The organism is Arthrobacter sp. DNA4 (assembly GCF_024362385.1).
GTDB lineage: Bacteria > Actinomycetota > Actinomycetes > Actinomycetales > Micrococcaceae > Arthrobacter.
This window is the reverse complement of the sequence record NZ_CP101466.1, coordinates 904,283-927,090: the sequence shown is the minus strand read 5'-3', so window position 1 is coordinate 927,090 and position 22,808 is coordinate 904,283. Positions and strand designations below refer to the sequence as shown.

Annotated in this window: 21 protein-coding genes and 1 tRNA gene; 6 read left to right on the top strand and 16 right to left on the bottom strand. The window is 66.3% G+C overall.

Features of this window, described 5'->3' with window-relative positions; genetic code table 11:
• Positions 1–25 precede the first annotated feature (25 nt).
• From NMQ03_RS04375 to NMQ03_RS04315, 13 genes are all read right to left on the bottom strand, one after another.
• Complete coding sequence (locus NMQ03_RS04375; RefSeq protein WP_159632829.1) at positions 26–979, bottom strand: 3-hydroxyacyl-CoA dehydrogenase family protein; 954 nt, start codon at positions 977–979, stop codon at positions 26–28.
• Positions 976–1,470 (bottom strand): ribose-5-phosphate isomerase, encoded by a 495-nt coding sequence (locus NMQ03_RS04370; protein WP_224025091.1) that lies wholly within the window; start codon positions 1,468–1,470, stop codon positions 976–978. Before NMQ03_RS04370 ends, NMQ03_RS04375 begins: the two co-directional genes overlap by 4 nt.
• A gap of 12 nt (positions 1,471–1,482) precedes the next feature.
• On the bottom strand, positions 1,483–3,204 hold the full coding sequence (locus NMQ03_RS04365) for a dihydroxyacetone kinase family protein (protein WP_255174542.1): 1,722 nt from the start codon (positions 3,202–3,204) through the stop codon (positions 1,483–1,485).
• A 43-nt stretch (positions 3,205–3,247) separates the two neighbouring features.
• Entirely contained in the window at positions 3,248–4,246 is a 999-nt protein-coding gene (locus NMQ03_RS04360; protein ID WP_255174541.1) for a sugar phosphate isomerase/epimerase, read from the bottom strand.
• A gap of 130 nt (positions 4,247–4,376) precedes the next feature.
• Entirely contained in the window at positions 4,377–5,066 is a 690-nt protein-coding gene (locus NMQ03_RS04355; protein ID WP_255174540.1) for a GntR family transcriptional regulator, read from the bottom strand.
• 121 nt (positions 5,067–5,187) lie between these two features.
• Positions 5,188–5,964: an SDR family NAD(P)-dependent oxidoreductase gene (locus NMQ03_RS04350; RefSeq protein ID WP_255174539.1), complete on the bottom strand. Its 777-nt coding sequence runs from the start codon at positions 5,962–5,964 to the stop codon at positions 5,188–5,190.
• Positions 5,965–5,973: 9 nt separating this feature from the next.
• A complete protein-coding gene (locus NMQ03_RS04345; RefSeq protein WP_255174538.1) occupies positions 5,974–7,323 on the bottom strand; it encodes an MFS transporter in 1,350 nt (449 codons plus the stop codon).
• Positions 7,324–7,546: 223 nt separating this feature from the next.
• The gene (locus NMQ03_RS04340; RefSeq protein WP_255174537.1) at positions 7,547–8,278 is read right to left on the bottom strand and encodes a FadR/GntR family transcriptional regulator; all 732 of its coding nucleotides are present in this window, start codon (positions 8,276–8,278) and stop codon (positions 7,547–7,549) included.
• Between the two features lie 181 nt (positions 8,279–8,459).
• Positions 8,460–9,362: a succinate--CoA ligase subunit alpha gene (gene sucD, locus NMQ03_RS04335; protein WP_255174536.1), complete on the bottom strand. Its 903-nt coding sequence runs from the start codon at positions 9,360–9,362 to the stop codon at positions 8,460–8,462.
• 11 nt (positions 9,363–9,373) lie between these two features.
• The gene (sucC, locus tag NMQ03_RS04330) at positions 9,374–10,543 is read right to left on the bottom strand and encodes an ADP-forming succinate--CoA ligase subunit beta (protein WP_255174535.1); all 1,170 of its coding nucleotides are present in this window, start codon (positions 10,541–10,543) and stop codon (positions 9,374–9,376) included.
• Between the two features lie 224 nt (positions 10,544–10,767).
• Positions 10,768–11,475, bottom strand: coding sequence for a hypothetical protein (locus tag NMQ03_RS04325; protein ID WP_255174534.1), 708 nt, complete (start codon positions 11,473–11,475; stop codon positions 10,768–10,770).
• Between the two features lie 21 nt (positions 11,476–11,496).
• The gene (gene pcrA / locus NMQ03_RS04320; protein ID WP_255174533.1) at positions 11,497–13,854 is read right to left on the bottom strand and encodes a DNA helicase PcrA; all 2,358 of its coding nucleotides are present in this window, start codon (positions 13,852–13,854) and stop codon (positions 11,497–11,499) included.
• Positions 13,855–14,121: 267 nt separating this feature from the next.
• On the bottom strand, positions 14,122–14,952 hold the full coding sequence (locus tag NMQ03_RS04315) for an inositol monophosphatase family protein (protein WP_255174532.1): 831 nt from the start codon (positions 14,950–14,952) through the stop codon (positions 14,122–14,124).
• A 32-nt stretch (positions 14,953–14,984) separates the two neighbouring features.
• On the opposite strand from NMQ03_RS04315, the gene NMQ03_RS04310 reads away from it, so the two are divergent.
• Positions 14,985–15,611 carry a hypothetical protein gene (locus NMQ03_RS04310; protein ID WP_255174531.1) on the top strand — a complete coding sequence of 209 codons (627 nt, stop codon included), beginning with the start codon at positions 14,985–14,987 and terminating at the stop codon, positions 15,609–15,611.
• Here the strand turns inward: NMQ03_RS04310 and NMQ03_RS04305 are convergent.
• Complete coding sequence (locus NMQ03_RS04305; protein ID WP_255174530.1) at positions 15,608–16,381, bottom strand: DUF998 domain-containing protein; 774 nt, start codon at positions 16,379–16,381, stop codon at positions 15,608–15,610. The genes NMQ03_RS04310 and NMQ03_RS04305 overlap by 4 nt on opposite strands.
• An 85-nt stretch (positions 16,382–16,466) precedes the next feature.
• Between NMQ03_RS04305 and NMQ03_RS04300 the strand changes: the two genes are divergently transcribed.
• From NMQ03_RS04300 to NMQ03_RS04290, 3 genes are all read left to right on the top strand, one after another.
• A tRNA-Arg gene (locus tag NMQ03_RS04300) sits at positions 16,467–16,539 on the top strand.
• A 1-nt stretch (position 16,540) separates the two neighbouring features.
• The gene (locus NMQ03_RS04295) at positions 16,541–17,011 is read left to right on the top strand and encodes a DUF6314 family protein (protein WP_255174529.1); all 471 of its coding nucleotides are present in this window, start codon (positions 16,541–16,543) and stop codon (positions 17,009–17,011) included.
• Positions 17,008–17,424: an NUDIX domain-containing protein gene (locus NMQ03_RS04290; protein ID WP_255174528.1), complete on the top strand. Its 417-nt coding sequence runs from the start codon at positions 17,008–17,010 to the stop codon at positions 17,422–17,424. Before NMQ03_RS04295 ends, NMQ03_RS04290 begins: the two co-directional genes overlap by 4 nt.
• A 17-nt stretch (positions 17,425–17,441) precedes the next feature.
• Here the strand turns inward: NMQ03_RS04290 and NMQ03_RS04285 are convergent, their stop codons facing one another.
• Both NMQ03_RS04285 and NMQ03_RS04280 read right to left on the bottom strand, forming a co-directional pair.
• Positions 17,442–19,355: an ABC transporter ATP-binding protein gene (locus tag NMQ03_RS04285; RefSeq protein ID WP_255174527.1), complete on the bottom strand. Its 1,914-nt coding sequence runs from the start codon at positions 19,353–19,355 to the stop codon at positions 17,442–17,444.
• Between the two features lie 2 nt (positions 19,356–19,357).
• Positions 19,358–21,019, bottom strand: a complete 1,662-nt coding sequence (locus NMQ03_RS04280) for an ABC-F family ATP-binding cassette domain-containing protein (RefSeq protein ID WP_255174526.1) — start codon at positions 21,017–21,019, stop codon at positions 19,358–19,360.
• Between the two features lie 263 nt (positions 21,020–21,282).
• On the opposite strand from NMQ03_RS04280, the gene NMQ03_RS04275 reads away from it, so the two are divergent.
• A complete protein-coding gene (locus NMQ03_RS04275; RefSeq protein WP_255174525.1) occupies positions 21,283–22,014 on the top strand; it encodes a hypothetical protein in 732 nt (243 codons plus the stop codon).
• On the top strand, positions 22,011–22,748 hold the full coding sequence (locus NMQ03_RS04270; RefSeq protein WP_255174524.1) for a hypothetical protein: 738 nt from the start codon (positions 22,011–22,013) through the stop codon (positions 22,746–22,748). The genes NMQ03_RS04275 and NMQ03_RS04270 overlap by 4 nt, the downstream gene beginning before the upstream one ends.
• Positions 22,749–22,808: the final 60 nt, after the last annotated feature.

The following is a 22,808-nucleotide window of genomic DNA, read 5'->3' as shown; positions in this document are numbered from 1 at the left end:
TCCTTCCGGTTGAGGGAAAGCAGGGCTAGGACAGCGGGGCCGGGCCCAAGTCCTCGATGAGCTTCTGCATGGCGACGTAGGCCTTGTTCCGGTAGGCAACCAGGGCTGCCGTGCGCTCTGCCGGGACATCAAGGAAGCCGGAGCCGGTCTTGGTGCCCAGCTGGCCGGCGTCGACCTTTTCCTGCAGGATCTGCGGGGTGGCGAACCGCTCCGGGAAGCCGGTCTGCAGCGACTTGTAGCAGAAGGCGTAGACGTCCAGGCCTGCCATGTCGGCGATGGCGAAGGGGCCGAAGAACGGCAGGCGGAAGCCGAAGGTGGTGCGGACCAGGGTGTCCACGTCCTCGGCGGTGGCGATGCCTTCCTCCACCACCTGGGCGGCTTCGTGGAAGAGGGCGTACTGGAGCCGGTTCAGCACGAAGCCGGTGACGTCCTTGACGGTGGCGGTTTCCTTGCCGGTCTCCCCCACGATGGTGCGGGCGGCCTGGACGGTTGCCTCGGAGGTCCCCTCGTGCGGGATGACTTCCACGCCGGGAATGAAGGGTGCCGGGTTGGAGAAGTGGACGCCCAGGAAGCGCTCCGGGTTGTCCACCACTTCGGCGAGCTTGGCGATGGAGATGGTGGAGGTGTTGGAGCCGATGATGGCATCGGGCCGGGCGGCGGCACTGATCCGGCCGAGGGTGGCGTGCTTGATCTCGAGGACTTCCGGCACGGCCTCCTCGATGTATTCGGCGTCCGCTACCGCTTCTTCGATGTCCTTGGCTGCCCACAGGTTTTCCTTGAGCAGGTCCGTGGCGTTGGCCGGGAAGAGGCCTGCTGCCACAAACTCGTCGGATTCCTTCAGGAGCCGTTCGTAGTTGCTTTGGGCGATTTCGGCGGAGACGTCCGCCAAGGCCACGCGGGCTCCGGCAAGTGCCAGGACCTGGGCGATTCCGCCGCCCATGTAGCCTGAGCCGACGACGGCGATGTTACGGGTGCTCATGTGGTTTCAAGTCCTTCCGACGCGCCCTCATAGGAGCAGATGGCGTCTACTTTGGCCGCGGATGCGGAGTTTTCATCGAAGCGGTAGTTGAGCCACTCGCCCACCAGCTTCTTGGCCAGTTCCAGGCCGATGACGCGCTGGCCCATGGTCAGGACCTGGGCGTTGTTGGACAGCACGGAGCGTTCCACGGAGTAGCTGTCGTGCGCGGTGACGGCCCGGATGCCCGGTACCTTGTTGGCGGAGATGGCGACGCCCAGGCCGGTTCCGCAGATCAGGAGGGCGCGGTCCGCTTCACCGGCGGCCACTTTGCGGGCGGCGGCGACGGCCAGGTGGGGGTAGGCGGTGGTGTCGTCGGCGCCGACTCCCACGTCCTCCACCGAGGCGACGCGGGGGTCCGCCTCCAGCAGTTCGCGCAGGGCGTTCTTGTATTCGACGCCGGCTTCGTCATTGCCGACGACGATGCGCCAGCCCGGCTGGGATTGCTCAGTCATAAGGGTTCTCCTTTAGTGGCTTTCGATGGTGGCGGCGTAGTCGGCCAGCCTGCGGGCGATGAGGCCGAAGGACACAGCACCGGGGTCGGGGTGGCCAAGGCTCTTTTCGGCCAGGGGACGGGCGCGGCCCTTCTTCGGGCTGAGCCCGGCGGTCTCGTCAGCGGCTTTTGCTGCCGCCTCCGCTGCCGCACGGAGGCTCCCGGCCAGGCTGCCGCCGTCGTCTATCGCGCGGTTGAAGGTCTCGGCGAACGGAAGCAGAGCGTCCACCATGGTCTTGTCCCCCGCTTCCGCCTTGCCCAGGGTAATGATGGCGTCGCGGAGGGCGTTGACGGCGGCGGCTGCGTCGGCCGCGGTGTAGGAGTCCTTGCTGCCAAGGGTCCTGCCGACAGCAGTGACGGCAGCGCCCCACAGGGCCCCGGAGGTGCCGCCGGCACGTTCGGCCCACTGCTCCCCCGCCGCCGTGAGGAGTTCCTCAAGCCCCGCGCCGGACGCGTGGGACTTCTCGGCGGCGGCAACAGCGGCATCAACGCCGCGGCGCATGCCAATGCCGTGGTCGCCGTCCCCGGCGATGGCGTCCAGTTTCCCAAGCGCGTCCTCATGTTCGACGACGACGGACCGGGCTTCCTTCAGCGCGCCCACCGCCGTGGCGGCCAGGGCAGTCGACGCCGGGGTGGCGGCCAGCGCCGGCGCCGTTCCCGCCTCGGCGAGGGACTCCACGGACCGGGCACGGCGCGGGGCCAGGTTGCCTTTGCGGAAGGCGGGCGTGTCGGCCGGCGCTGCCCACAACTTTTCCAGTTCCCCGTCCAGCCAGAACAGCGTCAGGGACAGTCCGGACATGTCCAGGCTGGTCACCAGTTCACCGCACTCCGGCTCCACGATCTCCAGTCCGGCCCCGGTCAGCAGCGCTTCGATCTTGCCGAACAGCAGGAAGAGTTCGTCGTACTTGACCGTTCCCAGGCCGTTCAGGATCGGCACCACCCTGGTGCCCGCGGCGTCCGGCTTGTCCTTGAGCAAGCCGTCCACCAGGAGCCGGGCGAGCTCGCCGGCGGTGGGCAGGGGCTGCTCGGAGATGCCCGGTTCACCGTGGATGCCGAGCCCCACGGACATCATGCCGTCGGGCACGGTGAACAGAGGTTCGGCTGCTCCGGGAAGGGTGCAGCCGGCAAAGGCAACGCCGAGCGAGCGGGTGTGGTGGTTGGCTTTGATGGCGAGGCGCTCCACCTCGTCCAGGTCCAAGCCGGCTTCCGCTGCCGCGACGGCCACCTTGAAGACTGTCAGGTCCCCGGCGATGCCGCGGCGCTTGGCGATTTCCTCCAGCGGAGCGCTGGCGATGTCGTCGGTGACCAGGACGGTCCGGGTTTCGATGCCTTCGGCGTTCAGTTTGTCCTGGGCCTGGCCGAAGTGGAGGACGTCGCCGGCGTAGTTTCCGTAGCTGAGCAGGACTCCCCCGCCGGTCTGGGATGCCTTGGCCACGCGGTACACCTGTCCCGCTGAGGGGGAAGCAAACATGTTGCCGCAGGCGCTTCCTGCCGCCAGCCCGGCACCCACCAGGCCGGCGAAGGCCGGGTAGTGGCCGGAGCCCCCGCCGATGACCAGTGCCACCTGGCCGGCGGGTGACTCGGTGGAGCGGACAACGCCGCCGTCAACGCGCGCAACATACTGGCGGTTGGCGGCCACGAAGCCGTCGAGGGCGTCGTCTGCGAACTGCGCTGGATCGTCAAATATCTTTGTCATGATTCCTCGTTGAACCGGTTGTCTCGGTTGGGATGCCTGACGGCTAACGTGCGGGGACTGCCGCCGGAGTTTGCCGGCCCTGGGCCACCAGGCTGGTGCCCAGGGCGTAGCCGTCGCGCTTGGGGAGGACCTGGCGGCGCAGGTAGTCCTGGTTGGCGGCGGTGACGCTCAGGCCGTCGCCACCGTAGTGCTCCGTGCAGATGACGCCCTGGAAGCCGACGGAGATGGCGAACTGGAAGGCCTCGCGGTAGCTGATAAGGCCTGATTCCATGGGGGCCGGCATGGCGACGTACTGGTTCCGGGCCTGGTTTTCATCGCGGATGTAGTTCTTGACGTGCCAGTAGTTGGAGTACGGCAGGGTCTTGTGCACCAGTTCGCGCCAGTCCTCGATGGGGCGGTGCAGCCGGATCAGGTTGCCCAGGTCCGGGTTCAGCCCCACGTTGGGCAGGTCGATGTCCTGGACCAGCTGCACGGAGGAATCTCCGGTGCCCAGGTAGGTGTCCTCGTACATCTCCAGGGACACCAGGAGGCCAAGTTCGGCGGCGTGCTTGCCCACTTCGCGGATGCGGGTGACGGCGTTGTTCCAGCTTTCCTTGTCCCCCACCGGGTCCTTGTGGCCCTCCACGGTCCAGAACCACAGCTGCTTCCGCTGCTCGGGGGTAATGGCCTGGTGGAGCCCGATCGAGACAACCTCGCAGCCAAGGTGTGCTGCGGCCTCGAGGGTTCGGTGGGTGTAGGCCAGGTTGTCTTCCCAGTTGCCTTCCTCGATCACGCTGCGGCGGATGGCGGAGATGGAGGGAAGTCCAAGGCCGGCGGCCGTGGCGGCGGCTTTCAGGTCGTCCAGCCGGGCACTGGAAAGATCGCCGGGACGGACCCAGCTGTCGGTGAGGTCGGCATTGGTGAAACCGGCGTCGGCCACTTCTTCGAAGACCTGCTGCCAGTCGCTGGCAGGGGCGTCCTGGACGGCGGTTCCGTCCGGCCTGGTTCCGGGGAACTGCAGCAGGGCGGCGGCGATGGGCCAGTTTTCAGCGGTGTACGGCATTGTCACTCCAAATCATGAATCGCATTTCCTATAGGATCTACGTTGGTTATGGATCCTGTCAAGGGTTCGTTTGTGGACTCCCAGGGATGGAGTCGAGGGATGAGGGGCTCGCCGGCTCCTGGGCGTGCTGCTAGCTGCGCACTTCGCTGTCGTGCTGCGAGCGCTGCTTGACGCCCTCGATGTGGTCGATCATTTTCTGCCGGGCGAGTTCGGCGTCGCCGGCTTCAAAGGCCTTGAGGATCTCGGTATGTTCCGCGATGGCGTAGTCGGCGTCCGTTACGCCCAGGCCGCCAAAGAAGCGGAAACGCTGCACTTGGCCACCCAGCGCGTTGTAGGCGGACAACAGGAACTGATTGTCCGCCGATTCGGCAATGAGCCGGTGGAACCGCTCATCCGCTTCCCAGTACGCGCGGAACTCGGCGAACGACGGGCCGCGAGGTGCGGCTTTCAGGTCCTCGATGGCCTGCTGGAGCTGCCCGGTCAGTTCCTGGTCTGCGTGCTTGCAGGCCATGAAGGCGTTGGCCGGTTCGATCACCAGCCGGGCGTCCATCAGGTCTGCCAGCTCTTCCGGAGAGAACAGCGGGGCTACCCGGTAGCCGCGCAGGGCCATCCTTCGAACCATGCCGGTGGCTTCCAGCCGGGCAAGCGCCTCCCGCACGGGCGTTGGTGAGACGTCCAGTTCCCTGGCCATCCCGTCGATACTGACGGGGGTGCCCGCTTCCAGCCGGCCGTCCATGAGGGCAACCAAAAGCGCCTCATAGACGTGGTCCGCGAGGACCTGCCTGCTCACCCCGCCGGTGGCCTGGTTCTTGGTTGCCATGTAGAAATCCTATAGCCGCTGCAGGGGCGGGACGTTGCGGATGACGCGCCCCGGCCACGGTGCCGTGCGGCCGCTGGGCCGTACGGCACCGTGCGCCAGGGGTGCCAGGAAAGCAGGGGCGTCAGGAAACCTGCAGGCCGCCGTTGATGTCATAGGTCGCGGCCGTGATGTAGCCGGCATCCTCGCTAAGGAGGAACCCGATCAGGGCCGCCACTTCCTCCCGGGTTCCCACCCGGCCCATCATGATCCCCTCGGACATCTGCGCCTTGCGCTCATCGCTCAGCGTTCCGCCCATGATGTCCGTGTCGATCGGGCCCGGTGCGATGGCGTTCACTGTGATGTTGTGCTCACCGACTTCACGCGCCAGGGCACGGGTGAACCCGAGGATTCCGGCTTTGGAGGCACTGTAGGCAACCTTGGAGTAGGTTCCACCGCCGCGCTGGGCGGAGATGGAGGAGATGCTGACGATCCGTCCCAGCTCCCGCTCAATCATGCCCTTGAGGACGCGCTGGGACACCACGAAGGTGCCACGCATGTTGATCGCGAAGACCTTGTCCCATTCCGCCACGGTGGTTTCCATGAAGGGAGTGGGGGAACTGATTCCGGCCAGGTTGACCAGTCCCACGATGGGCGGAAGGGACTGCTCGATTTCGGTGATGGCACGATCCACCGACGCCTCGTCCGAGACGTCGGCGCCCACGCCGATGGCCTTGACGGCACGGCTGGAACCAATTTCCGCTGCGGCCGCCTTGGCGTCTTCGGCGTTGATGTCCAAAATGGCGATGGACCAGCCCTGGCTGGCCAGCCGGTCTGCGGTTGCGCGGCCAATGCCCCGGGCGGATGCCGCCCCGGTCAGGACTGCGGTACGTTCTGTGGGGAATGCGTGCTCTGTAGTCATTGCTGTTTCCTAATGTTTTTCGGCGGCAGGAATGGTGGCTGCGGGGGCGGAGACACCTTCAGGCCGGTTGCGTGCATAGAGGTAAGTGGCGACGGCGGTCACGGCAAGGCAGGCGGCCAGGAACACCAGGCCCGTCTGGCTGTTTCCGGTGGCGTCCTTGAGGATGCCCACGATGTAGGGGGCCACGAAGCCGCCCAGGTTGCCGAGCGAGTTGACCATGGCCAGTCCGGCGGCTGCCGCGGCGCCGGTGAGGGCGGCGGACGGCATGGCCAGGAAGGGTGCGATCGCGGAGTAGATGCCCATGGCTGCCAGGGTCAGGAAGACCATGGCAAGCACCGCGTTGACCGGGAGCAGGAAGCCGGCTCCCAGGAGGCCGACGGCGGCAAGCACCATGCTGACGCTGGCATGCCATACGCGGTTGCCCGTACGGTCTGACCGCTTGCTCCAGAAGTACACGAACACCGCGGCGATGGCGTACGGGATGAAGACGATGAACCCCACCTGCGTTGAGTCAAACTTGCCCAGTGCCTTGACGATGGTGGGCAGCCAGAGCCCCAGGCCGTAGATGCCGCAGACCAGGCCGAAGTACAGCGCGGAGTAGGCGATGGTGCGGGGGTCCTTGAGGCCGGCCAGGAAGTTGTGGTTTCCGGACTTCTGCTTGTGGGCCAGCTCAGCGGCCATGGTGGTCGACAGCCATTCACGCTCTTCCGGCTTGAGCCACTTGGCGTGCTCGGGGCGGTCGGTCATGACGAACGGCGTGATGATGCCCAGGATGATGGCCGGAATGCCCTCGAGGATGTAGAGCCACTGCCAGCCGTGCAGGACGGCCACGCCTTCCAGGTTCAGGAGCATGCCGGACACTGGTGCGCCCAGGGCGTTGGAGATGGGCTGGGCGAGGATGAAAATGCCCAACACCGTCACTCGCTGGGCCGCCGGGAACCACAGCGTCAGGTAGAAGAGGATCGCCGGGAAGAAGCCGGCCTCTGCCGCGCCGAGGAGGAAACGGATGACATAGAACGTGGTTTCACCGTTCACCAGGAACATGGCAGTTGCGAAGATTCCCCAGGTGATGAGGATTCTGGCGATCCATTTGCGGGCACCATACCGGTACATGCCGCCGTTGCTGGGGATCTCAAGCAAGGCGTAACCAAGGAAGAAGATGCCGGCGCCCAGGCCGTAGGCAGCCTCGGTCAGGCCGATGTCGCCCTGCATGCCGAGCTTGGCGAAGCCCACATTGTTCCGGTCCAGGTAGGCAATGAAGTAGAGAAGGACGATCAGGGGCATCAGCCGCCGGCGTACCTTGCGGAGGGTGGTCTCGCCGAGCTGGCTGAGTGCGGGGGCAGTGGTGCGGGAGGTCATCGCAGGCCTCCGGGGGTGGTGTGGGGACCCTCAAAAGGGGAATGCGCGCGCATGACGACTCCTTTGGCTGGCGGCATTTTGGGGGGTGATATCAGATGTCTGATGTCTGACTGAGATTCTAGTCACAGGTACTTGTGGGCGTCAACATAATGGCTGCGGACGCGGACAGGGAGGCAGGCCACCGCTCCCTGGCCCGCCGGGCGGGTTCCAGGCGGGCCAGCCCCTAGCGGCCGGTGGTTCCGCTGCGGCTGGACATGGCAAGGAACTGCTCGTAGTCCTCAAAGGTCTGGGTGATGTGGGCATCCATGGTGGACCGCGCCGTGGCTGGATCGCCCGCAGCGATGGCCGCCAGGACCATCTTGTGGTGGTGGATGGCGTGGCGCTGCACGTCCGGGAAGGCTGAAGTTTCCCGGCGCATGGCGTACAGCAGCGTGGAGAGCTGTCCCAGCAGGGCGGGTACGAACGGATTGCCGGATGCACGCAGCACGGTGTCATGGAAGGCGATATCGGCCACGGTCAGTGCATCGACATCTCCGGCCAGGTGCGCCGCTTCCATCTGCTCCACGCTGTCCTGCAACGCAGTGAGGTCAACCGGGCGGTGCCGGGAGGCAGCAAGTTCGGCTGCCCCGGTCTCCACCATGCGGCGTACCTCCAGCAGGCGGAGTGCCACCTGGTCCGAGGCCACTCCCCTGGAGGCTGCACGCATGATGGCGTCCAGCCCGGTCCAGCGCTCGGGCGGGTTGACGAAAGTGCCCCGGCCGCGCTTTACGTAGACAACGTCCTGCGCTTTGAGCACCTTCATGGCTTCCCGGGCCGTCAGCCTGCTGACGCCCGATTCCTTGGCGATGTCAGCCTCCGGCGGCAGGGCGTCGTCGGCCTTTATTTCCCCGCTGATGATGTGCTCGAGGACCTTGTCCACGACGGCGTCGACCAGGGTGGGTCGCTTTTCTGCCATCGTTAATCCCCTGCCTGCGCGCCCGGGGCGCCCGTTTTTCCTGTCCCAACATTACTCGACCGGGTTGGGCAGGCGCCGCCCGCCGTCGTCGTCATTCGTTAAACAACGAACGCGGGGCCACCCGGGGTCCGTCCCATCACTGGAAACGGACCGGGGGTGGCCCCGCGTAGTGAAGTGCTGCCTAGAGGGCGGCGTAGACCTCGCGGAGCAGCTTGGCGGTCTCGGACGGCGTCTTGCCGACCTTTACGCCGGCAGCCTCGAGGGCTTCCTTCTTGGCCTGCGCGGTACCGGCGGAACCGGAGACGATGGCGCCTGCGTGGCCCATGGTCTTGCCTTCGGGGGCGGTGAAGCCGGCAACGTAGCCGACGACCGGCTTGGTGACGTTGGCCTTGATGAAGTCGGCTGCGCGCTCTTCGGCGTCGCCGCCGATCTCGCCGATCATGACGATGGCCTTGGTCTCGGGGTCAGCCTCGAACGCGGCCAGGGCGTCGATGTGCGTGGTGCCGATGATGGGGTCGCCGCCGATGCCGATGGCGGTGGAGAAGCCCAGGTCGCGCAGTTCGTACATCATCTGGTAGGTCAGCGTGCCGGACTTGGAAACCAGGCCGATGGGGCCCTTGCCGGTGATGTTGGCGGGGGTGATGCCAACCAGTGCTTCGCCGGGGGTGATGATGCCGGGGCAGTTCGGGCCGATGATGCGGGTGACCTGGTTGCCGTCGGCGTCCACCTTGGACTGGGCCAGGGCCCAGAATTCGGCGGAGTCCTGGACGGGAACGCCCTCGGTGATGACCACGACCAGGCCGATGCCGGCCTCGATGGCTTCGACAACGGCGTTCTTGGTGAATGCCGGCGGCACGAAGACGATGGAGACGTCGGCGCCGGTTTCAGCCATGGCTTCCTTGACGGTGCCGTAGACGCTGATTTCGTTGTCGCCGTGCAGGACCGTGGTGCCGGCCTTGCGGGCGTTGACGCCGCCCACGATGTTGGTGCCGGCCTTGAGCATCAGGGCGGTGTGCTTGGTGCCTTCGCCGCCGGTGATGCCCTGGACGATGACCTTGGAGTCTTTGTTCAGATAGATAGACATGGTGCGTCCCTTTACTTCGCTGCGTTGGCGAGCTCGGCGGCCTTGTCGGCGCCCTCGTCCATGGTGGCGGCCAGGGTAACCAGCGGGTGGTTGGCCTCGTTGAGGATGCGGCGGCCTTCCTCGACGTTGTTGCCGTCGAGGCGGACTACCAGCGGCTTGTTGGCGGCGTGGCCCAGTTCGGCCAGTGCGCCGACGATGCCCTTGGCGACAGCGTCGCAAGCGGTGATGCCGCCGAAGACGTTGACGAATACGGACTTGACCTGCTCGTCGCCCAGGATGACGTCCAAGCCGGCGGCCATGACCTCGGCCGAGGCTCCGCCGCCGATGTCCAGGAAGTTGGCGGGCTTGACGTTGCCGTGGTTTTCACCGGCGTAGGCAACGACGTCCAGGGTGGACATGACCAGGCCTGCACCGTTGCCGATGATGCCCACTTCGCCGTCAAGCTTGACGTAGTTGAGGTCCTGCGCCTTTGCCTTGGCCTCAAGCGGGTCTGCAGCGTCCTTGTCCTCGAGCTGCGCGTGCTTGGCGTGGCGGAAGTCGGCGTTCTCGTCCAGGGAGACCTTGCCGTCCAGTGCCACGATCTCGCCGGCGCCGGTCTTGACCAGCGGGTTGACCTCCACCAGGGTTGCGTCTTCCTTCTTGAAGACATCCCAGAGCTTGAGGATCACGGCGGCGACCTTGCCGCGCAGTTCCTCGGCGAAGCCTGCGGCTGCGACGATTTCGTCGGCCTTGGCCTGGTCGATGCCCACGGCGGGATCGATGGCGATCTTGGCCAGCGCTTCGGGACGTTCGACGGCGAGCTGCTCGATCTCCATGCCGCCTTCAACCGAGCACATGGCCAGGTAGTTGCGGTTGGCGCGGTCCAGCAGGACGGAGAAGTAGAACTCCTCGGCGATGTCCGCACCCTGGGCAATCATCACCTTTTTGACGGTGTGGCCCTTGATGTCCATGCCCAGGATGTTGGTGGCGTGCTCAAACGCCTCATCAGCGGACTTTGCGACCTTGACGCCGCCGGCCTTGCCACGGCCGCCTGCCTTGACCTGTGCCTTGACAACGGTCACGCCGCCGATCTTCTCAGCAGCTGCCTTTGCTTCTTCTGGGGTGTACGCCACGATGTCGGCAAGCACGGGTACACCGTGCGCCTCGAACATATCGCGCGCCTGGTATTCAAACAGGTCCACGGTTTAGTGTCCTTCTACGTCGAAGTAGTTTCTGTACAGTCGGACACCATCTGTACGACGATGACCGGGCTGCGGATTGCACGCACCGGCGGCCTGTCTGGAAACGAGCCACGCGGCGTAATGCTCCATGGGGAACTCTAGTCCTTTGGAGGGACCGGGCCGTCCCAGACTACCCCTTATGTGAGTAAGCACACTATTCTATGGAGCGTAGAAAAACCGCGGAATTACGGGGTTTTTGGGCCCTCCTGCTGCGGCGGCTGGCCGCTTTTTGCCGCACCCTGAATCAGCTCGTAACGTTTGGGCGAAACGAAGAATCCGACGCCGGCGGAGACGTTTCCGCATGCCACGCCGCCGTTGTACGCGGAGCAGCGCAGTCCGTTGCGTTCCAGGTTCTGCCCGTCCGCAAGCACGGGCAACTGGGTCAGCGTTCCCTCCTTGCTCCCCTTGGGCCCGTAGGTTCCTTCCATGGATGTGACGCCGGAGCGGCATTCACCGTATCGGGCGGTGTCCGGCGACAGGAGGGCCACACCGCCCAGGTAGCCAAGGTGGGTTCCGGCGCAGTCGTCCTTGATATCGCCTGGCTCGGGCGCCGGATAGGAGGCGAGCTCGCAGTGGGCTACCGGGACGATGGGCAGCTTGTTGTTGGCGGCGTCGCTGTAGCGGTTCTGCTCGTAGGGCAGGTTCAGGTGTTCCCCGCGGGCGGACGTGAGCGAGCACGCGATGGTCCGGTCGGCGGTGATGAAAGAGAGGACATCTGCGCCGCTGGAGAACGTTTTCGCATCGGCCAGTGGCGCCTTTTCCAGCTGCTCCATGGGGTGCAACGGAGCCGGCGGAACGTAGGCCGGGTCCTTGGTAGTCACCGTGCAGCCGGTGGAGGTGATAAGGAAAAGGGCGGCGAGCATCCCCAATACAGTCCGTCGCATGGGCTCCATTATGCACGTCCGCGGGCGTGCCTAGGCGTCGAGTTTGGTGAGCGGGGCGTAGCGCAGCAGCAGGCGCTTTTCGCCGACGTCGAACTTCACCTTTGCCACGGTCTTGTCTCCTGCACCTTCGAGGGCCAGGACCGTTCCGTTGCCAAAACTGGTGTGGTTGACCTTGTCCCCCACGCTGACGGCGATAATTTCCTTCTGCGGCTGCACCCGGTTCTTGGCGATGAACGCCGGGACGTCGGCATTGAAGCCGGCGGAAGAATCTGCCGCGGCTCCGCGGGCGGTACCGGCGCCCCAGAACGATCCGCTGTACCGGCCCGAGCCGATTGAACCGCCGCCCGCCCATGACTGGCGGCTGGTGCCTTCCCGTTTCCATTCCAGGAGCTCCGCGGGGATTTCCTCGAGGAATTGGCTGGCCGGGTTGTACTGGCTTTGGCCCCACATGCTGCGGACCTCGGACCGGGTCACGTACAGCCGCTTCCGGGCACGGGTGAGTCCCACGTAGGCCAGCCGGCGTTCCTCGGCAAGTTCCTTGGGGTCGGTGGCGGAGCGTTGGTGCGGGAAGAGTCCGTGCTCCATGCCGGTGAGGAACACCACCGGGAACTCCAGGCCCTTGGCCGTGTGCAGGGTCATCAGCGTCACCACGCCCAGTCGTTTGGCCTCGGCGACGGCGGCGTCAATGTCCGCGCCGGGAGCATCCGGAATCTGGTCGGCATCTGCCACGAGGGATACCTGTTCGAGGAATGCGCCGAGGCTGCCCTCGGGATTCTCCTGCTCGTACTCGCGCACCACGGCCACGAGCTCGGCCAGGTTTTCCACGCGGGACTCGTCCTGCGGATCGGTGCTGGACCGCAGCGCGGCAAGGTAGCCGGTTTGCTCCAGCACTGCTTCGAGTGCTGCGGCAGCCCCGGACCCGGCAGCCACCTCGGCGAGGTCGTCCAGCATTTTCACGAAGCCGAGGACGGCGTTGACCGAACGGGTGGCCATACCAGGTGCCTGGTCCGCGCGGCGGGCGGCCGCCATGAACGAGGTGCGTTCGCGGCTGGCGAGGGCCGCCACGGCGCCTTCGGCACGGTCGCCGATGCCGCGCTTGGGTTCGTTGAGCACCCGGCGGAGGTTGACGTCGTCGTCCGGGTTCACCAGGACGCGCAGGTAGGCCAGGGCGTCCTTAATTTCCTTGCGCTCGTAGAAGCGGGTGCCGCCCACTACCTTGTACGGCAGGCCCACGCGCACCAGCACGTCCTCGATGGAGCGGGACTGGGCATTGGTGCGGTAGAAGATGGCGACGTCGCCCGGGCGGAGGTTCTCCTCGTCCTGGAGTCGGTCGATCTCCTTGGCGATGAACTGCGCTTCGTCGTGTTCGTTTTCGCCGACATAGCCAATGATCTTGTGGCCTTCGCCCTCGGCGGTCCACAGCCGCTTTTCCGGCCGGTTGGGGTTGCGGGAGATGACCGAGTTGGCGGCACTCAGGATGTTCTGGGTGGAACGGTAGTTCTGCTCCAGCTTGATGGTGCGGGCCTCCGGGTAGTCCTTTTCGAACTCCACAATGTTCCGGATGTCCGCGCCGCGGAAGGCGTAGATGGACTGGTCAGAGTCGCCAACAACGGTCAGCTCCGAGGCACCCGGGCCCTCCCCCACGATCTCCCGGACCAGGGCGTACTGGGCGTGGTTGGTGTCCTGGTATTCGTCCACCAGGACGTGGCGGAACCGGCGGCGGTAGGACTCCGCCAGCGCCGGGAAGGCGCGGAACATGTAGACGGTCTCGGCGATGAGGTCATCGAAGTCCATGGCGTTGGCTTGGCGGAGCCGCTGCGTGTAGCCCTTGTAGACGTCCGCCACCGCATGTTCGAAGGGGTCGTTGTAGTTGGCTTCCGAGGCAAAGGATTCGGCGTCGATCAGTTCGTTCTTCAACGCCGAAATCTTGTGCTGGATGGCTTTCGGCGCAAACTTCTTGGGGTCAAGGTCAAGGGTTTTTGAAACCTGCGTGACCAGGCGGAGGGAGTCGGCGGAGTCGTAGATGGAGAAGTTGGATTTCAGGCCGACATTGGCCGCTTCCTGCCGCAGGATCCGGACGCAGGACGAGTGGAACGTGGAAATCCACATGATTTTGGCGCGTCCACCCACCAGCGCCTCAATGCGCTCCCGCATTTCCGCGGCCGCCTTGTTGGTGAACGTAATGGCCAGGATTTCGCCGTGGTGGGCACGGCCGGTGGCGATCAGGTACGCGATCCGGTTACTGAGCACGCGGGTCTTGCCGGATCCGGCGCCGGCGACGATCAGCAGCGCCGATCCGCCGTGCTTGACCGCTTCCTCCTGCTGCGGGTTCAGTCCCTCCAGCAGCTGGGAAGCGTCGGGGCGGCGACTGCCATGGTGGTACGTCATGGTGCCGCTCGGCGTCGTGGCTGGACTGTTGCCAGCCCCCGGAGGTGTTGTGCCCGCCGGCGTTCAGGTCCGGCATTCCGCCCGGCCCTGCCGTGGTGGCAACGCCCTCAGGCTCCGTCCTTGTGCGGGCGGTGGAGGCGGGAGCGGCCTTGAACGGTCCGTCAGAGTACGGGTCAAACAACATATCCATGGTGCCTACAAGTCTAGGCGGTGGGACCGACAACGCCTTCCAGGCTGTGGATTACTCCCGCTGCGCGGGCGATTGCTTCAGGCCACAGAGCCTGACTCGAGGGCCGCACGCAGCTCGCGGACCGCCCTCGTTCCTCCTGCGATGAACCACTCCAGCCCGTTGACCCGGACGGTATCCACGGCCCCGCTTACCGCAAGGACAATCGCTTTGCCCGGCAGCCAGTCCCATTCCGGGCAGCTGTGCTGGAACCAGCACCCCAGCTGCCCGTCGGCTACCCGGCCGAGGTCGCAGGAACCGGATCCCAGCATGCGGAGGGATGCGGCGGAGGTGGCCGCAGCGTGCCACGGCATGGCACACATCGGGTCCATCAACCAAGTGGGATGGATGTAGGTGGCAGCGCCGAGTTCGGCGACGCTGGTGGTGTTGCGCCTGCCTTCGTCGCCGGTAAACGAGGTCAGCGCTTCACCGTTCAAGGTGGCCTGCCGGTCATGCCCGCCCAGCCACAGCTTGTCCTCCTCCGGCTGGAAGACGGCGCCCAGCAGCACAGCGCGGCGGTCCTTGAGCGCGATGGCTGAGCACCAGTACGTGGAACCGTGCAGGAAGTTGTAGGTACCGTCCACGGGGTCGATCACCCAGGTCCGGCCGCTGGTCCCCTGGACGGAGGCACCTTCCTCGCCCACGATCCCATCGTCCGGTAAGCAGCGCCGCAGTTGTTCCAGGACATAGGCTTCCGCGGCGTGGTCGGCCGCGGTGACGACGTCGGACACAGAAGTCTTTTGTTCCGACTCAAGCCCGGCCATGCGCATGAGGAGCGCCAGCTGGCCGGCTTCCCGGACCAGGGCGGCCGCCAGGTCGTAGTCATCCAATGAGGGGTCAAGAACAGCTGCGCTGTGTCGGCCAGTGGTCATGGGTTCAGTTTATGGGGCGGGATAATGGTGCCATGGCCAAAACCCCTGCCCAGCGGATCAAGAAGCACGGCGCCAACGCGGCTGTGCCGCAGCACCACCTGCCGCCGGTGGTCAACCCCACCACGTCGCGCACGCCGGAGAAGGCACAGGGAAACAGCAATCTGATCGTCATTGCCGGTGTGGTGGCCAGCCTGTTCCTGTTCTGGTACCTGCACCTGCTGACCCTGGACCAGCTCACGCAGCTGTCCCAGGGCATGGCCATGCCGGATTCCCTGGTGGGCGGCTTCGATGCCGGCTACGTCGGACGGCTCCAGGGCGTCATGAACGGCGATGCGCTGGGCCAGCTGAGTTACGTCCACAAAACCGCCGGAACGCTCTTCCCGCTGATCTTCGGATTCACGTGGTTGCTGCTCATTGGGACCAACGTGGCGCGGAAGGTCTTGCGCTGGGCGCTCTGGGCGTTGCCCATGCTGTTCGTGGTGGTCCGGCTGTGGGGCAACGTGGCCATTGATTCCATGATGGGCACGCCCGGTCCCGACGCCGGCCAGGTGGCCTTGGCGTCCGGCCTCACCGTTGCAGGCTGGGTACTTTTGGTGCTGAGCCTCCTTGCCGGGGCGGCCGCGGTCTTCCTCAACAGCCGGAAGCGGAAAGAGCGCTAAACGGCAGTTGCCCTTGCGGCAGCTTCCGCAGCGCGGCGTTGCTTCCGGTGCCGGTGCACCCGCTGCGCAATGACCAGGCCCGCCGTCGCCATCCCCAGCGTCACCGGGTAGCCCATCAGCCGCTCCAGCGTCCCCGGCTCCGGTACCTCCATGCGAGTCAATCCCCCGGTGGCGACCGCCGCCAAGGACACGGTGCCGCACGCCAGGATGAACCACGCCATCCCCGTCTTCCGCAGCCACAGCAGGCCGAGCACCAGCAGTGCCGCGCCGCCGGTGATGAAGTACATAACGGCGCCCGCATAGTGCCAGGGGGAGCCAACGTCTTCGGGGACCAGGCCCACCACCACGGTTCCAACGCCGGCGGCTCCGGTGAGCAGCCGGACGGCGGAGGCCGCGAGCCAAGGCTCCCTGCGGGCCCAACTAACCCAGGTGCCGGGCCGGGCGGCCACGCGCAGCAGTCCCGAGGTCAGCAGTATCGCCCCCAGCAGCAGCCCGAGGCCCTGGACCACGAACGAGGCGTTCATCAGCCAGTTCAATGGTGAGCACACGTCGCGTCCTGAGTAGATTCCGCAGTGGAGCGCCCCCAGGTCACTGATGTACCCGGTCCGCAGGTCGTACGGACGCGGTCCCGCCCACGCCATGGCCACGGCTGCCTCGGCGGCGAAATACTGCAGCACACTCAGCACCGCCCAGGCCCCGATGTACTGCCGGGTGGACGCAACGTTCGGGATGAAGGCGGCGGCGGGAGCGGCAGTGGGGGCTGGACTCATGCCTTGAGCGTAGTACGGCCCGGCACCTTGTATGCTTGTAACCGTGTCCGGACGGACCGGCCCCGCCGAACCCCACCGGACACCCGCCCTCGTAGCTCAGTGGATAGAGCACGGCTCTCCTAAAGCCGGTGTCGTTGGTTCGATTCCAATCGAGGGCACTTGAATTCTCCTTCCCCGGAGCCAAGCCTCCGCGCCTACCTCCTTGGCGTCAGCGAAGCAAGCCAGGCTGGGCGCTGGCAGCTTGAGCGGGACCTGCTGGACAGGTCGGACGGCACCCACGGAACCTTTTCCGGCGTCGTGGTTTACACGCCAACGGACGACGGCGGCCTGGGCCTTCGAGAGGAAGGCACCATGCGCTGGCCTTCTTTTACCGGTCCCGCCTCTCGGGAGTACGTCCTGAAACCCCTGCCGCAACCCGATGCGCTGGACGTGTTCTTTCCCGACGGCAGGCCGTTCCACCGCATGAGCTTCACCCCTGACACCAGCCAGGACACCCACTGGTGCGACCCCGACACTTACCGCGTGTCCTACACCCGCCAGGGCCCGGACGCGTTCAGTTACAGCTGGGACGTCACCGGTCCCCGCAAGGACCTCCTGCTGGTCTCGCGCCTGGCAAGGATCACCGCATGAAGGACCGGATCGTGGTCTCCGCCGTCTGCGTGTTTGACGACGCCGGGCGCCTCTTGACCGTACGGAAGCGCGGGACCGGCATGTTCATGCACCCCGGCGGCAAGCCGGAGCCGGGAGAAACCGCTGTGCAGGCAGCCGCAAGGGAACTCGCCGAGGAGGTGGGGATCGTGGTGCGGCCGCAGGAGCTTGAACTGATGGGTGTCTGGATCGCGGACGCCGCGAACGAGGCCGCCACCGACATCGAAGCCACCGTGTTCGTGGCTCCGGGCACGTGGCAGGCCACTCCCGCGGCTGAAATCGCCGAGATCCGGTGGCTGGACATCAGCAGGCCGGCGGACGCAGCCCTCCCCCGGGACCTCGCGCCGCTGCTGACGGACCACATCCTGCCCCTGCTGGCCTCGCGGGCCCTCTAGGCAGCGGCTTCCAGCCCTTAGAACTCGGGGACGGACTCCTGCGCCACAGCTGTGGCCTCGGCAAACTGCGTCCGGTACAGCTCGGCGTAGCGGCCGTCCGCCGCCAGCAGTTCGGTGTGGGTTCCACGTTCCACGATTTGGCCGCCCTCCACCACCAGGATGGCGTCCGCCGCGCGGATAGTGGAGAGCCGGTGCGCAATCACGACGGCGGTACGCCCCTCGAGTGCGGCGCCCAGGGCTGCCTGCACGGCGGCTTCGTTCGTGGAGTCGAGCGCGGCAGTGGCCTCATCGAGGATGACAACCCGCGGCTGGGCAATGAGGAGCCGGGCGATGGTGAGCCGTTGGCGTTCGCCGCCGGAAAGCCGGTAGCCGCGCTCCCCCACCACCGTCTCCAGGCCGTCCGGCAGGGACCTGATCATCGTCTCCAGCCGGGCCTGGCGCAGGACGTCCCACATGTCTTCGTCCGTGGCGTCGGGCCGGGCCAGCCGGAGGTTGGAGGCGATGGTCTCGTGGAACAGGTGGCCGTCCTGGGTGACCATGCCCAGGGTGTCCCGCAGCGAATCGAAGGTGGTGTCCCTGACGTCCAGCCCCGTCCCCGGCGCGGTGCCCCCAAGACGCACGGCGCCCGAGTCGACGTCGTAAAGCCTCGACAGCAGCTGGGCAATGGTGGACTTGCCGGCCCCGGAGGAACCCACCAGCGCCACCGTCTGGCCTGGCTCAACCCGGAAGCTGACGCCGTGCAGCACTTCCTCGCCGCCCCGCGTGTCCAGGGTGGAGACCTCCTCCAACGAGGCCAAAGAGACCTTGTCCGCGGAGGGATAGGCGAAGCGGACGTTATCGAACTCCACGGACACGGGCCCGGCAGGAACGGGCACAGCATCCGGCTTCTGCTGGATCAGCGGCTTCAGGTCCAGGATTTCAAACACCCGCTCAAAACTGACCAGTGCGCTCATGACTTCCACGCGGGCGTTGGACAGCGCCGTGAGCGGGGCGTAGAGCCGGGTCAGGAGCAGCGCCAGGACCACCACGTCGCCGGGCGCGAGCTGGCCGCCCAGGGCGAGCCAGCCACCGAGGCCGTAGACCAGCGCCAGTGCGAGCGCGGAGACCAGGGTCAGTGCCGTGACAAATGTGAACTGCAGCATCGCCATGCGGACGCCGATGTCGCGGACGCGGCCCGCGCGGGCAGCGAATTCGCGGGATTCCTCATCCGGGCGGCCGAACAGCTTGACCAGCGTCGCGCCGGGCGCGGAGAACCGCTCGGTCATCTGGGTGCCCATGGCGGCGTTGTGCGCGGCAGCTTCGCGGCGCAGGTCTGCCAGCTTGGAGCCCATGCGCCGGGCAGGGATCAGGAAGATCGGCAGAAGGACCATGGCCAGCACGGTGACCAGCCAGGACTTGTTGAGCATCACGATCAGGGTCAGGGCCAGCGCCACGGAGTTGCTCACCACGCCGGAGAGCGTGCCGGCAAAGGCGGACTGCGCTCCGATGACGTCGTTGTTGAGTCGGCTGACCAAGGCTCCCGTCCGGGTGCGGGTGAAGAAGGCAATGGGCATGCGCTGCACGTGGTCGAACACCCGGGTGCGCAGGTCCACGATGACGCCTTCGCCGATGGTCGAGGACAGCCAGCGGGTCAACAGCCCCACCCCCGCTTCGCCCACCGCCACGATGGCGATCAGCACCGCCAGCCAGATCACGGTAGCGGCATCCGTCTTGGCGATGATGGCGTCAACCACCTGGCCGGCAAGCACCGGGGTGGCGACGGCCAGGAAGGCCGCTGCGATGGAAGAGAGCACAAAAGCGATGAGCTTGCCCTTGTGCGGAGCGGCGAAGGCCAGGACCCGCTTCAGGGTTTCCTTGGAGAACGGCTTGGAGCCGCTCTTGGCGGTGCTGATGTTGTAGAGCGAGCTCCACGCCACGCGGTCCATGCTCATGGTTATTTCTCCTGGCTTGCAGTGTGGTGGAGCTCCTGGACCGTGCCGTTTTCCAGGTGCCACCGGTAGTCGAGTCGGACATTTTCGAGCAGCCGGCGGTCGTGGGTGACCAGCAGCAGCGCTCCGTCGTAGCTTTCCAGGGCCTCTTCGAGCTGCTCAATGGTAAGCAGGTCGAGGTGGTTGGTGGGTTCGTCCAGCACCAGCAGGTTAACGCCGCGAGCCTGGAGCAGCGCCAGGGCTGCCCGTGTCCGCTCCCCCGGCGACAGGGAATCCACGGTCCGCGACGTGTGGTCCGCCTTGAGGCCGAACTTCGCCAAAAGGGTGCGGACGTCCGCGCTGTTCCAGTCGGCCAGCACGGCTTCGACGGCGTCGCCCAGTGGCTGGGCACCGTCCAGCAGTCCCCGGGCCTGGTCTATTTCGCCGACGGCGACCGTGGCACCCATGGAGGCGTCGCCGTCGTCCGGTGCCTGGGTTCCCAGCAGCAGGCGCAGGAGGGTGGACTTGCCTGCGCCGTTTGGCCCGGTGATGCCCACCCGCTCCCCGCCGTTGAGCTGGAGGTTCACCGGTCCCAGCGTGAAGTCCCCCTGGCGTGCCACGGCGTCGCGCAACGTGGCGACGACGGCGCTGGAGCGCGGTGCCTGGCCGATGCTGAACTGCAGTTGCCATTCCTTCCGGGGCTCCTCCACCACGTCCAGCCGGGCGATGCGGGATTCCATCTGCCGGACCTTCTGGGCCTGCTTCTCGGAGGACTCGGTGCTGGCGGCGCGCCGGATCTTGTCGTTGTCGGGGTTCTTCTTCATGGCGTTCCGGACGCCCTGGGAGCTCCACTCACGCTGGGTCCGTGCCCGGGACACCAGATCTGCCTTGGTGGCGGAGAACTCCTCGTACTTTTCGCGGGCGTGCCGGCGGGCCACGGCGCGTTCCTCAAGGAAGGCGTCGTAGCCGCCGTCGTACACGGCCACGCTGTTCTGTGCCAGGTCCAGCTCCACCACCCTGGTCACGCAGCGGGCAAGGAATTCACGGTCATGGCTGACCAGCACCACCCCGCCGCGCAACCCTGTCACGAAGCTTTCAAGGGTGGCCAGGCCGGCGAGGTCGAGGTCGTTGGTGGGCTCGTCCAGCAGCACCACATCGAAGCGGCTCAGCAGCAGGGCAGCCAGCGCCACCCGGGCCGCCTGGCCGCCGGAAAGGCCGGTCATCAGCGCGTTCGGGCCGGCGTCCAGGCCCAGCTCCGCCAGCACGGCAGGGATGCGGTCATCCAGGTCGGCGGCGCCGGAGGCCATCCAGCGGTCAAAGGCCCGCGCGTAGGCATCATCTGCGCCGGGAGCACCTGAACCGAGGCCCTCCGCGGTGGATTCCATTTCAAGGGTGGTTTCCGCGCAGCCGGTCCGGCGGGCGATGTAGCCTGCCACCGTTTCTCCTGGGACACGCTCGTGTTCCTGGGGCAGCCAGCCGACGAAGGCATCGGCCGGGGCAAGGCTGACGGAGCCCGCATGGGGCTGGTCGACGCCGGCAAGGAGGCGCAGCAGCGTGGATTTCCCTGCCCCGTTGGCACCCACGACGCCCACCACGTCGCCGGGCGCCACTGTCAGCGAGAGCCCGGAAAAGAGCGTGCGGTGCCCATGGCCACCGGAGACGTCCTTGGCAACAAGGGTTGCAGTCATTGATTCGTCCTTTCGCCGCTGCCCGGACAGCCGTCGACGGTAAGCAGAGGCGGCGAAATTGCGGGCCGCGGCGCCGCTGGGGCTGCAGGACATAGAAGAACCCGCTGGTCCGGACTTGGGGGGTGTACGGACCAGCGGGCTCGACCAACAACTATAGAGGAAAGTGGGCCATGGGCAAAATCCGCGGTACGGCGCGCACGGGCCGGAGCGGCAGGCGGGCACGGTAAAATCGTCGTCACCACCCGTTCTGCAGAGAGCACCCCATGACCCTTTCCGCCAAGGCGTTCCAGCGCTGGCTGCAAAGCATCGCGCCGGATGCCAGCACTGCCGACGTCTGCCGGGTCTCGGGGATCAAACGGACCACGCTGGCCCAGCAACTGGTCCGGGGCAAGGTCTCGGTGAGTACGGTGGTCAGCATCAGCCGCGCCTACAAAATCAACCCGGTGGCAGCTCTGGCCGGGTTCGATGCCTACAGCGCCCTCGCGGGTCCGCCCCGCCCGCCCACCAGGAACGAGCTGGTGAGCCAGATTTCCAGCGCAGACCTCCTCCAGGCCCTCCTGGCCCGTCCGGCCATGGACGCCGCCCGGGGGGCGGCCGCCCCAGCCCTCACCCCTGCCCCGCACGGCACCTCCGTGAAGAACTGGGTTGACGCCATTGACGACGGCGAGGTGCGGCACCGCGTTTCGGCCTCCACCGGCGTGGCCCCGCAGAATTATTCGGCCCAGCTGACCGCGAACAGGCTCTCCCCCGAGCTTGCCATGGCCACGGCCCTGGCGGCCGGGGTGGGACCGGCCGGCGGGCTGGTGGCCACCGGGGTCATCACGGAGGAAGAGGCCGGCTGGCCTCCGGGAGCCCGGCAGGCTGCTCTGGACAGCCTCTCGGACGGAGAACTTACCGCGCTTGCAGGGGACAGGCTCCAGGCACTGGGCAAAGTATTGCGCCGGCAGGAGCAGGACCAGGCGCAGACAGAGAAGATTTGGGAGAACCTGGGATGATCGAGACCCTTCAATGGACCACACTGGCCGTCTGCGCATTCGTTGCGGCGGCACGCATTCCCAGCACCCTCCGCGGTGAAAACCGGTCCCTGTTCGGCATCTTTGCCATGATGACCCTGGCCATCCTGTTGAGCATCCAGGGGCCCTACCTGGTGATCGACCAGGCACTGGGGGGAATCAACCTGGCCAACCTGCTGCTCCGGTTCGTGATCTTCGGTGCCATCTACTTCATGGGCATCCGCATCTCCAGAGGGTTCGGCGCAGAGAGCGCACACCGCCTCATCACGGGACGGGCCGGGATGCTGGTCCTGCTGGCTGTCTCCGTGGTCCTGGTTGCTGTCTTCTTCATGATGGACACCGCCGGCTCCTCTGCGGGGCTCAAGGCCATCTCAGACAAGGACGGCCGGAACTTCGCGCTTGTTGAGTTCTACGGTGCGGCGGGCAGGGCCTACCCGGCATATGTGGGGCTGGCCTTGGTGCCGGCAATGGTGCGTGCGGTGAAGGACCGGCTGCCGCCCCTGGTGCGGGCAGCCTCGGCCCTGCTTGCCCTGGGCGGAGTCGCCGTGGCCCTCACCCTGCTCTTCCCGGTGGTGCCGCCGTCCATGGACGCCCTGGAGTTCATCATCAACTACACGGCAGTACTCTGCTACGTCGTTGGACTGGCCCTGATCTGGGCGGCCAAGGTGGTCAACGCGCGTACCGTTCGCAGCCGCAGGACATCTACCGAAACGTAACCTTCACGGGCTTTCACAAAATCATTAGTGTGTGACACAATCATGAATGTGTGAAGGCGG

Bases quoted from the DNA above. Each gene is read 5' to 3' on its own strand.
- NMQ03_RS04350 (WP_255174539.1), bottom strand. From the start codon at position 5,964: ATGACTACAGAGCACGCATTCCCCACAGAACGTACCGCAGTCCTGACC.
- NMQ03_RS04275 (WP_255174525.1), top strand. From the start codon at position 21,283: ATGACCCTTTCCGCCAAGGCGTTCCAGCGCTGGCTGCAAAGCATCGCG.
- NMQ03_RS04315 (WP_255174532.1), bottom strand. From the start codon at position 14,952: ATGACCACTGGCCGACACAGCGCAGCTGTTCTTGACCCCTCATTGGAT.
- NMQ03_RS04355 (WP_255174540.1), bottom strand. From the start codon at position 5,066: ATGGCAACCAAGAACCAGGCCACCGGCGGGGTGAGCAGGCAGGTCCTC.
- NMQ03_RS04370 (WP_224025091.1), bottom strand. From the start codon at position 1,470: ATGACTGAGCAATCCCAGCCGGGCTGGCGCATCGTCGTCGGCAATGAC.
- NMQ03_RS04285 (WP_255174527.1), bottom strand. From the start codon at position 19,355: ATGAGCATGGACCGCGTGGCGTGGAGCTCGCTCTACAACATCAGCACC.
- NMQ03_RS04305 (WP_255174530.1), bottom strand. From the start codon at position 16,381: ATGAGTCCAGCCCCCACTGCCGCTCCCGCCGCCGCCTTCATCCCGAAC.
- NMQ03_RS04345 (WP_255174538.1), bottom strand. From the start codon at position 7,323: ATGACCTCCCGCACCACTGCCCCCGCACTCAGCCAGCTCGGCGAGACC.
- NMQ03_RS04340 (WP_255174537.1), bottom strand. From the start codon at position 8,278: ATGGCAGAAAAGCGACCCACCCTGGTCGACGCCGTCGTGGACAAGGTC.
- NMQ03_RS04280 (WP_255174526.1), bottom strand. From the start codon at position 21,019: ATGACTGCAACCCTTGTTGCCAAGGACGTCTCCGGTGGCCATGGGCAC.
- sucD (WP_255174536.1), bottom strand. From the start codon at position 9,362: ATGTCTATCTATCTGAACAAAGACTCCAAGGTCATCGTCCAGGGCATC.
- NMQ03_RS04365 (WP_255174542.1), bottom strand. From the start codon at position 3,204: ATGACAAAGATATTTGACGATCCAGCGCAGTTCGCAGACGACGCCCTC.
- pcrA (WP_255174533.1), bottom strand. From the start codon at position 13,854: ATGACGTACCACCATGGCAGTCGCCGCCCCGACGCTTCCCAGCTGCTG.
- NMQ03_RS04270 (WP_255174524.1), top strand. From the start codon at position 22,011: ATGATCGAGACCCTTCAATGGACCACACTGGCCGTCTGCGCATTCGTT.
- NMQ03_RS04360 (WP_255174541.1), bottom strand. From the start codon at position 4,246: ATGCCGTACACCGCTGAAAACTGGCCCATCGCCGCCGCCCTGCTGCAG.
- NMQ03_RS04325 (WP_255174534.1), bottom strand. From the start codon at position 11,475: ATGGAGCCCATGCGACGGACTGTATTGGGGATGCTCGCCGCCCTTTTC.
- NMQ03_RS04290 (WP_255174528.1), top strand. From the start codon at position 17,008: ATGAAGGACCGGATCGTGGTCTCCGCCGTCTGCGTGTTTGACGACGCC.
- NMQ03_RS04375 (WP_159632829.1), bottom strand. From the start codon at position 979: ATGAGCACCCGTAACATCGCCGTCGTCGGCTCAGGCTACATGGGCGGC.
- NMQ03_RS04310 (WP_255174531.1), top strand. From the start codon at position 14,985: ATGGCCAAAACCCCTGCCCAGCGGATCAAGAAGCACGGCGCCAACGCG.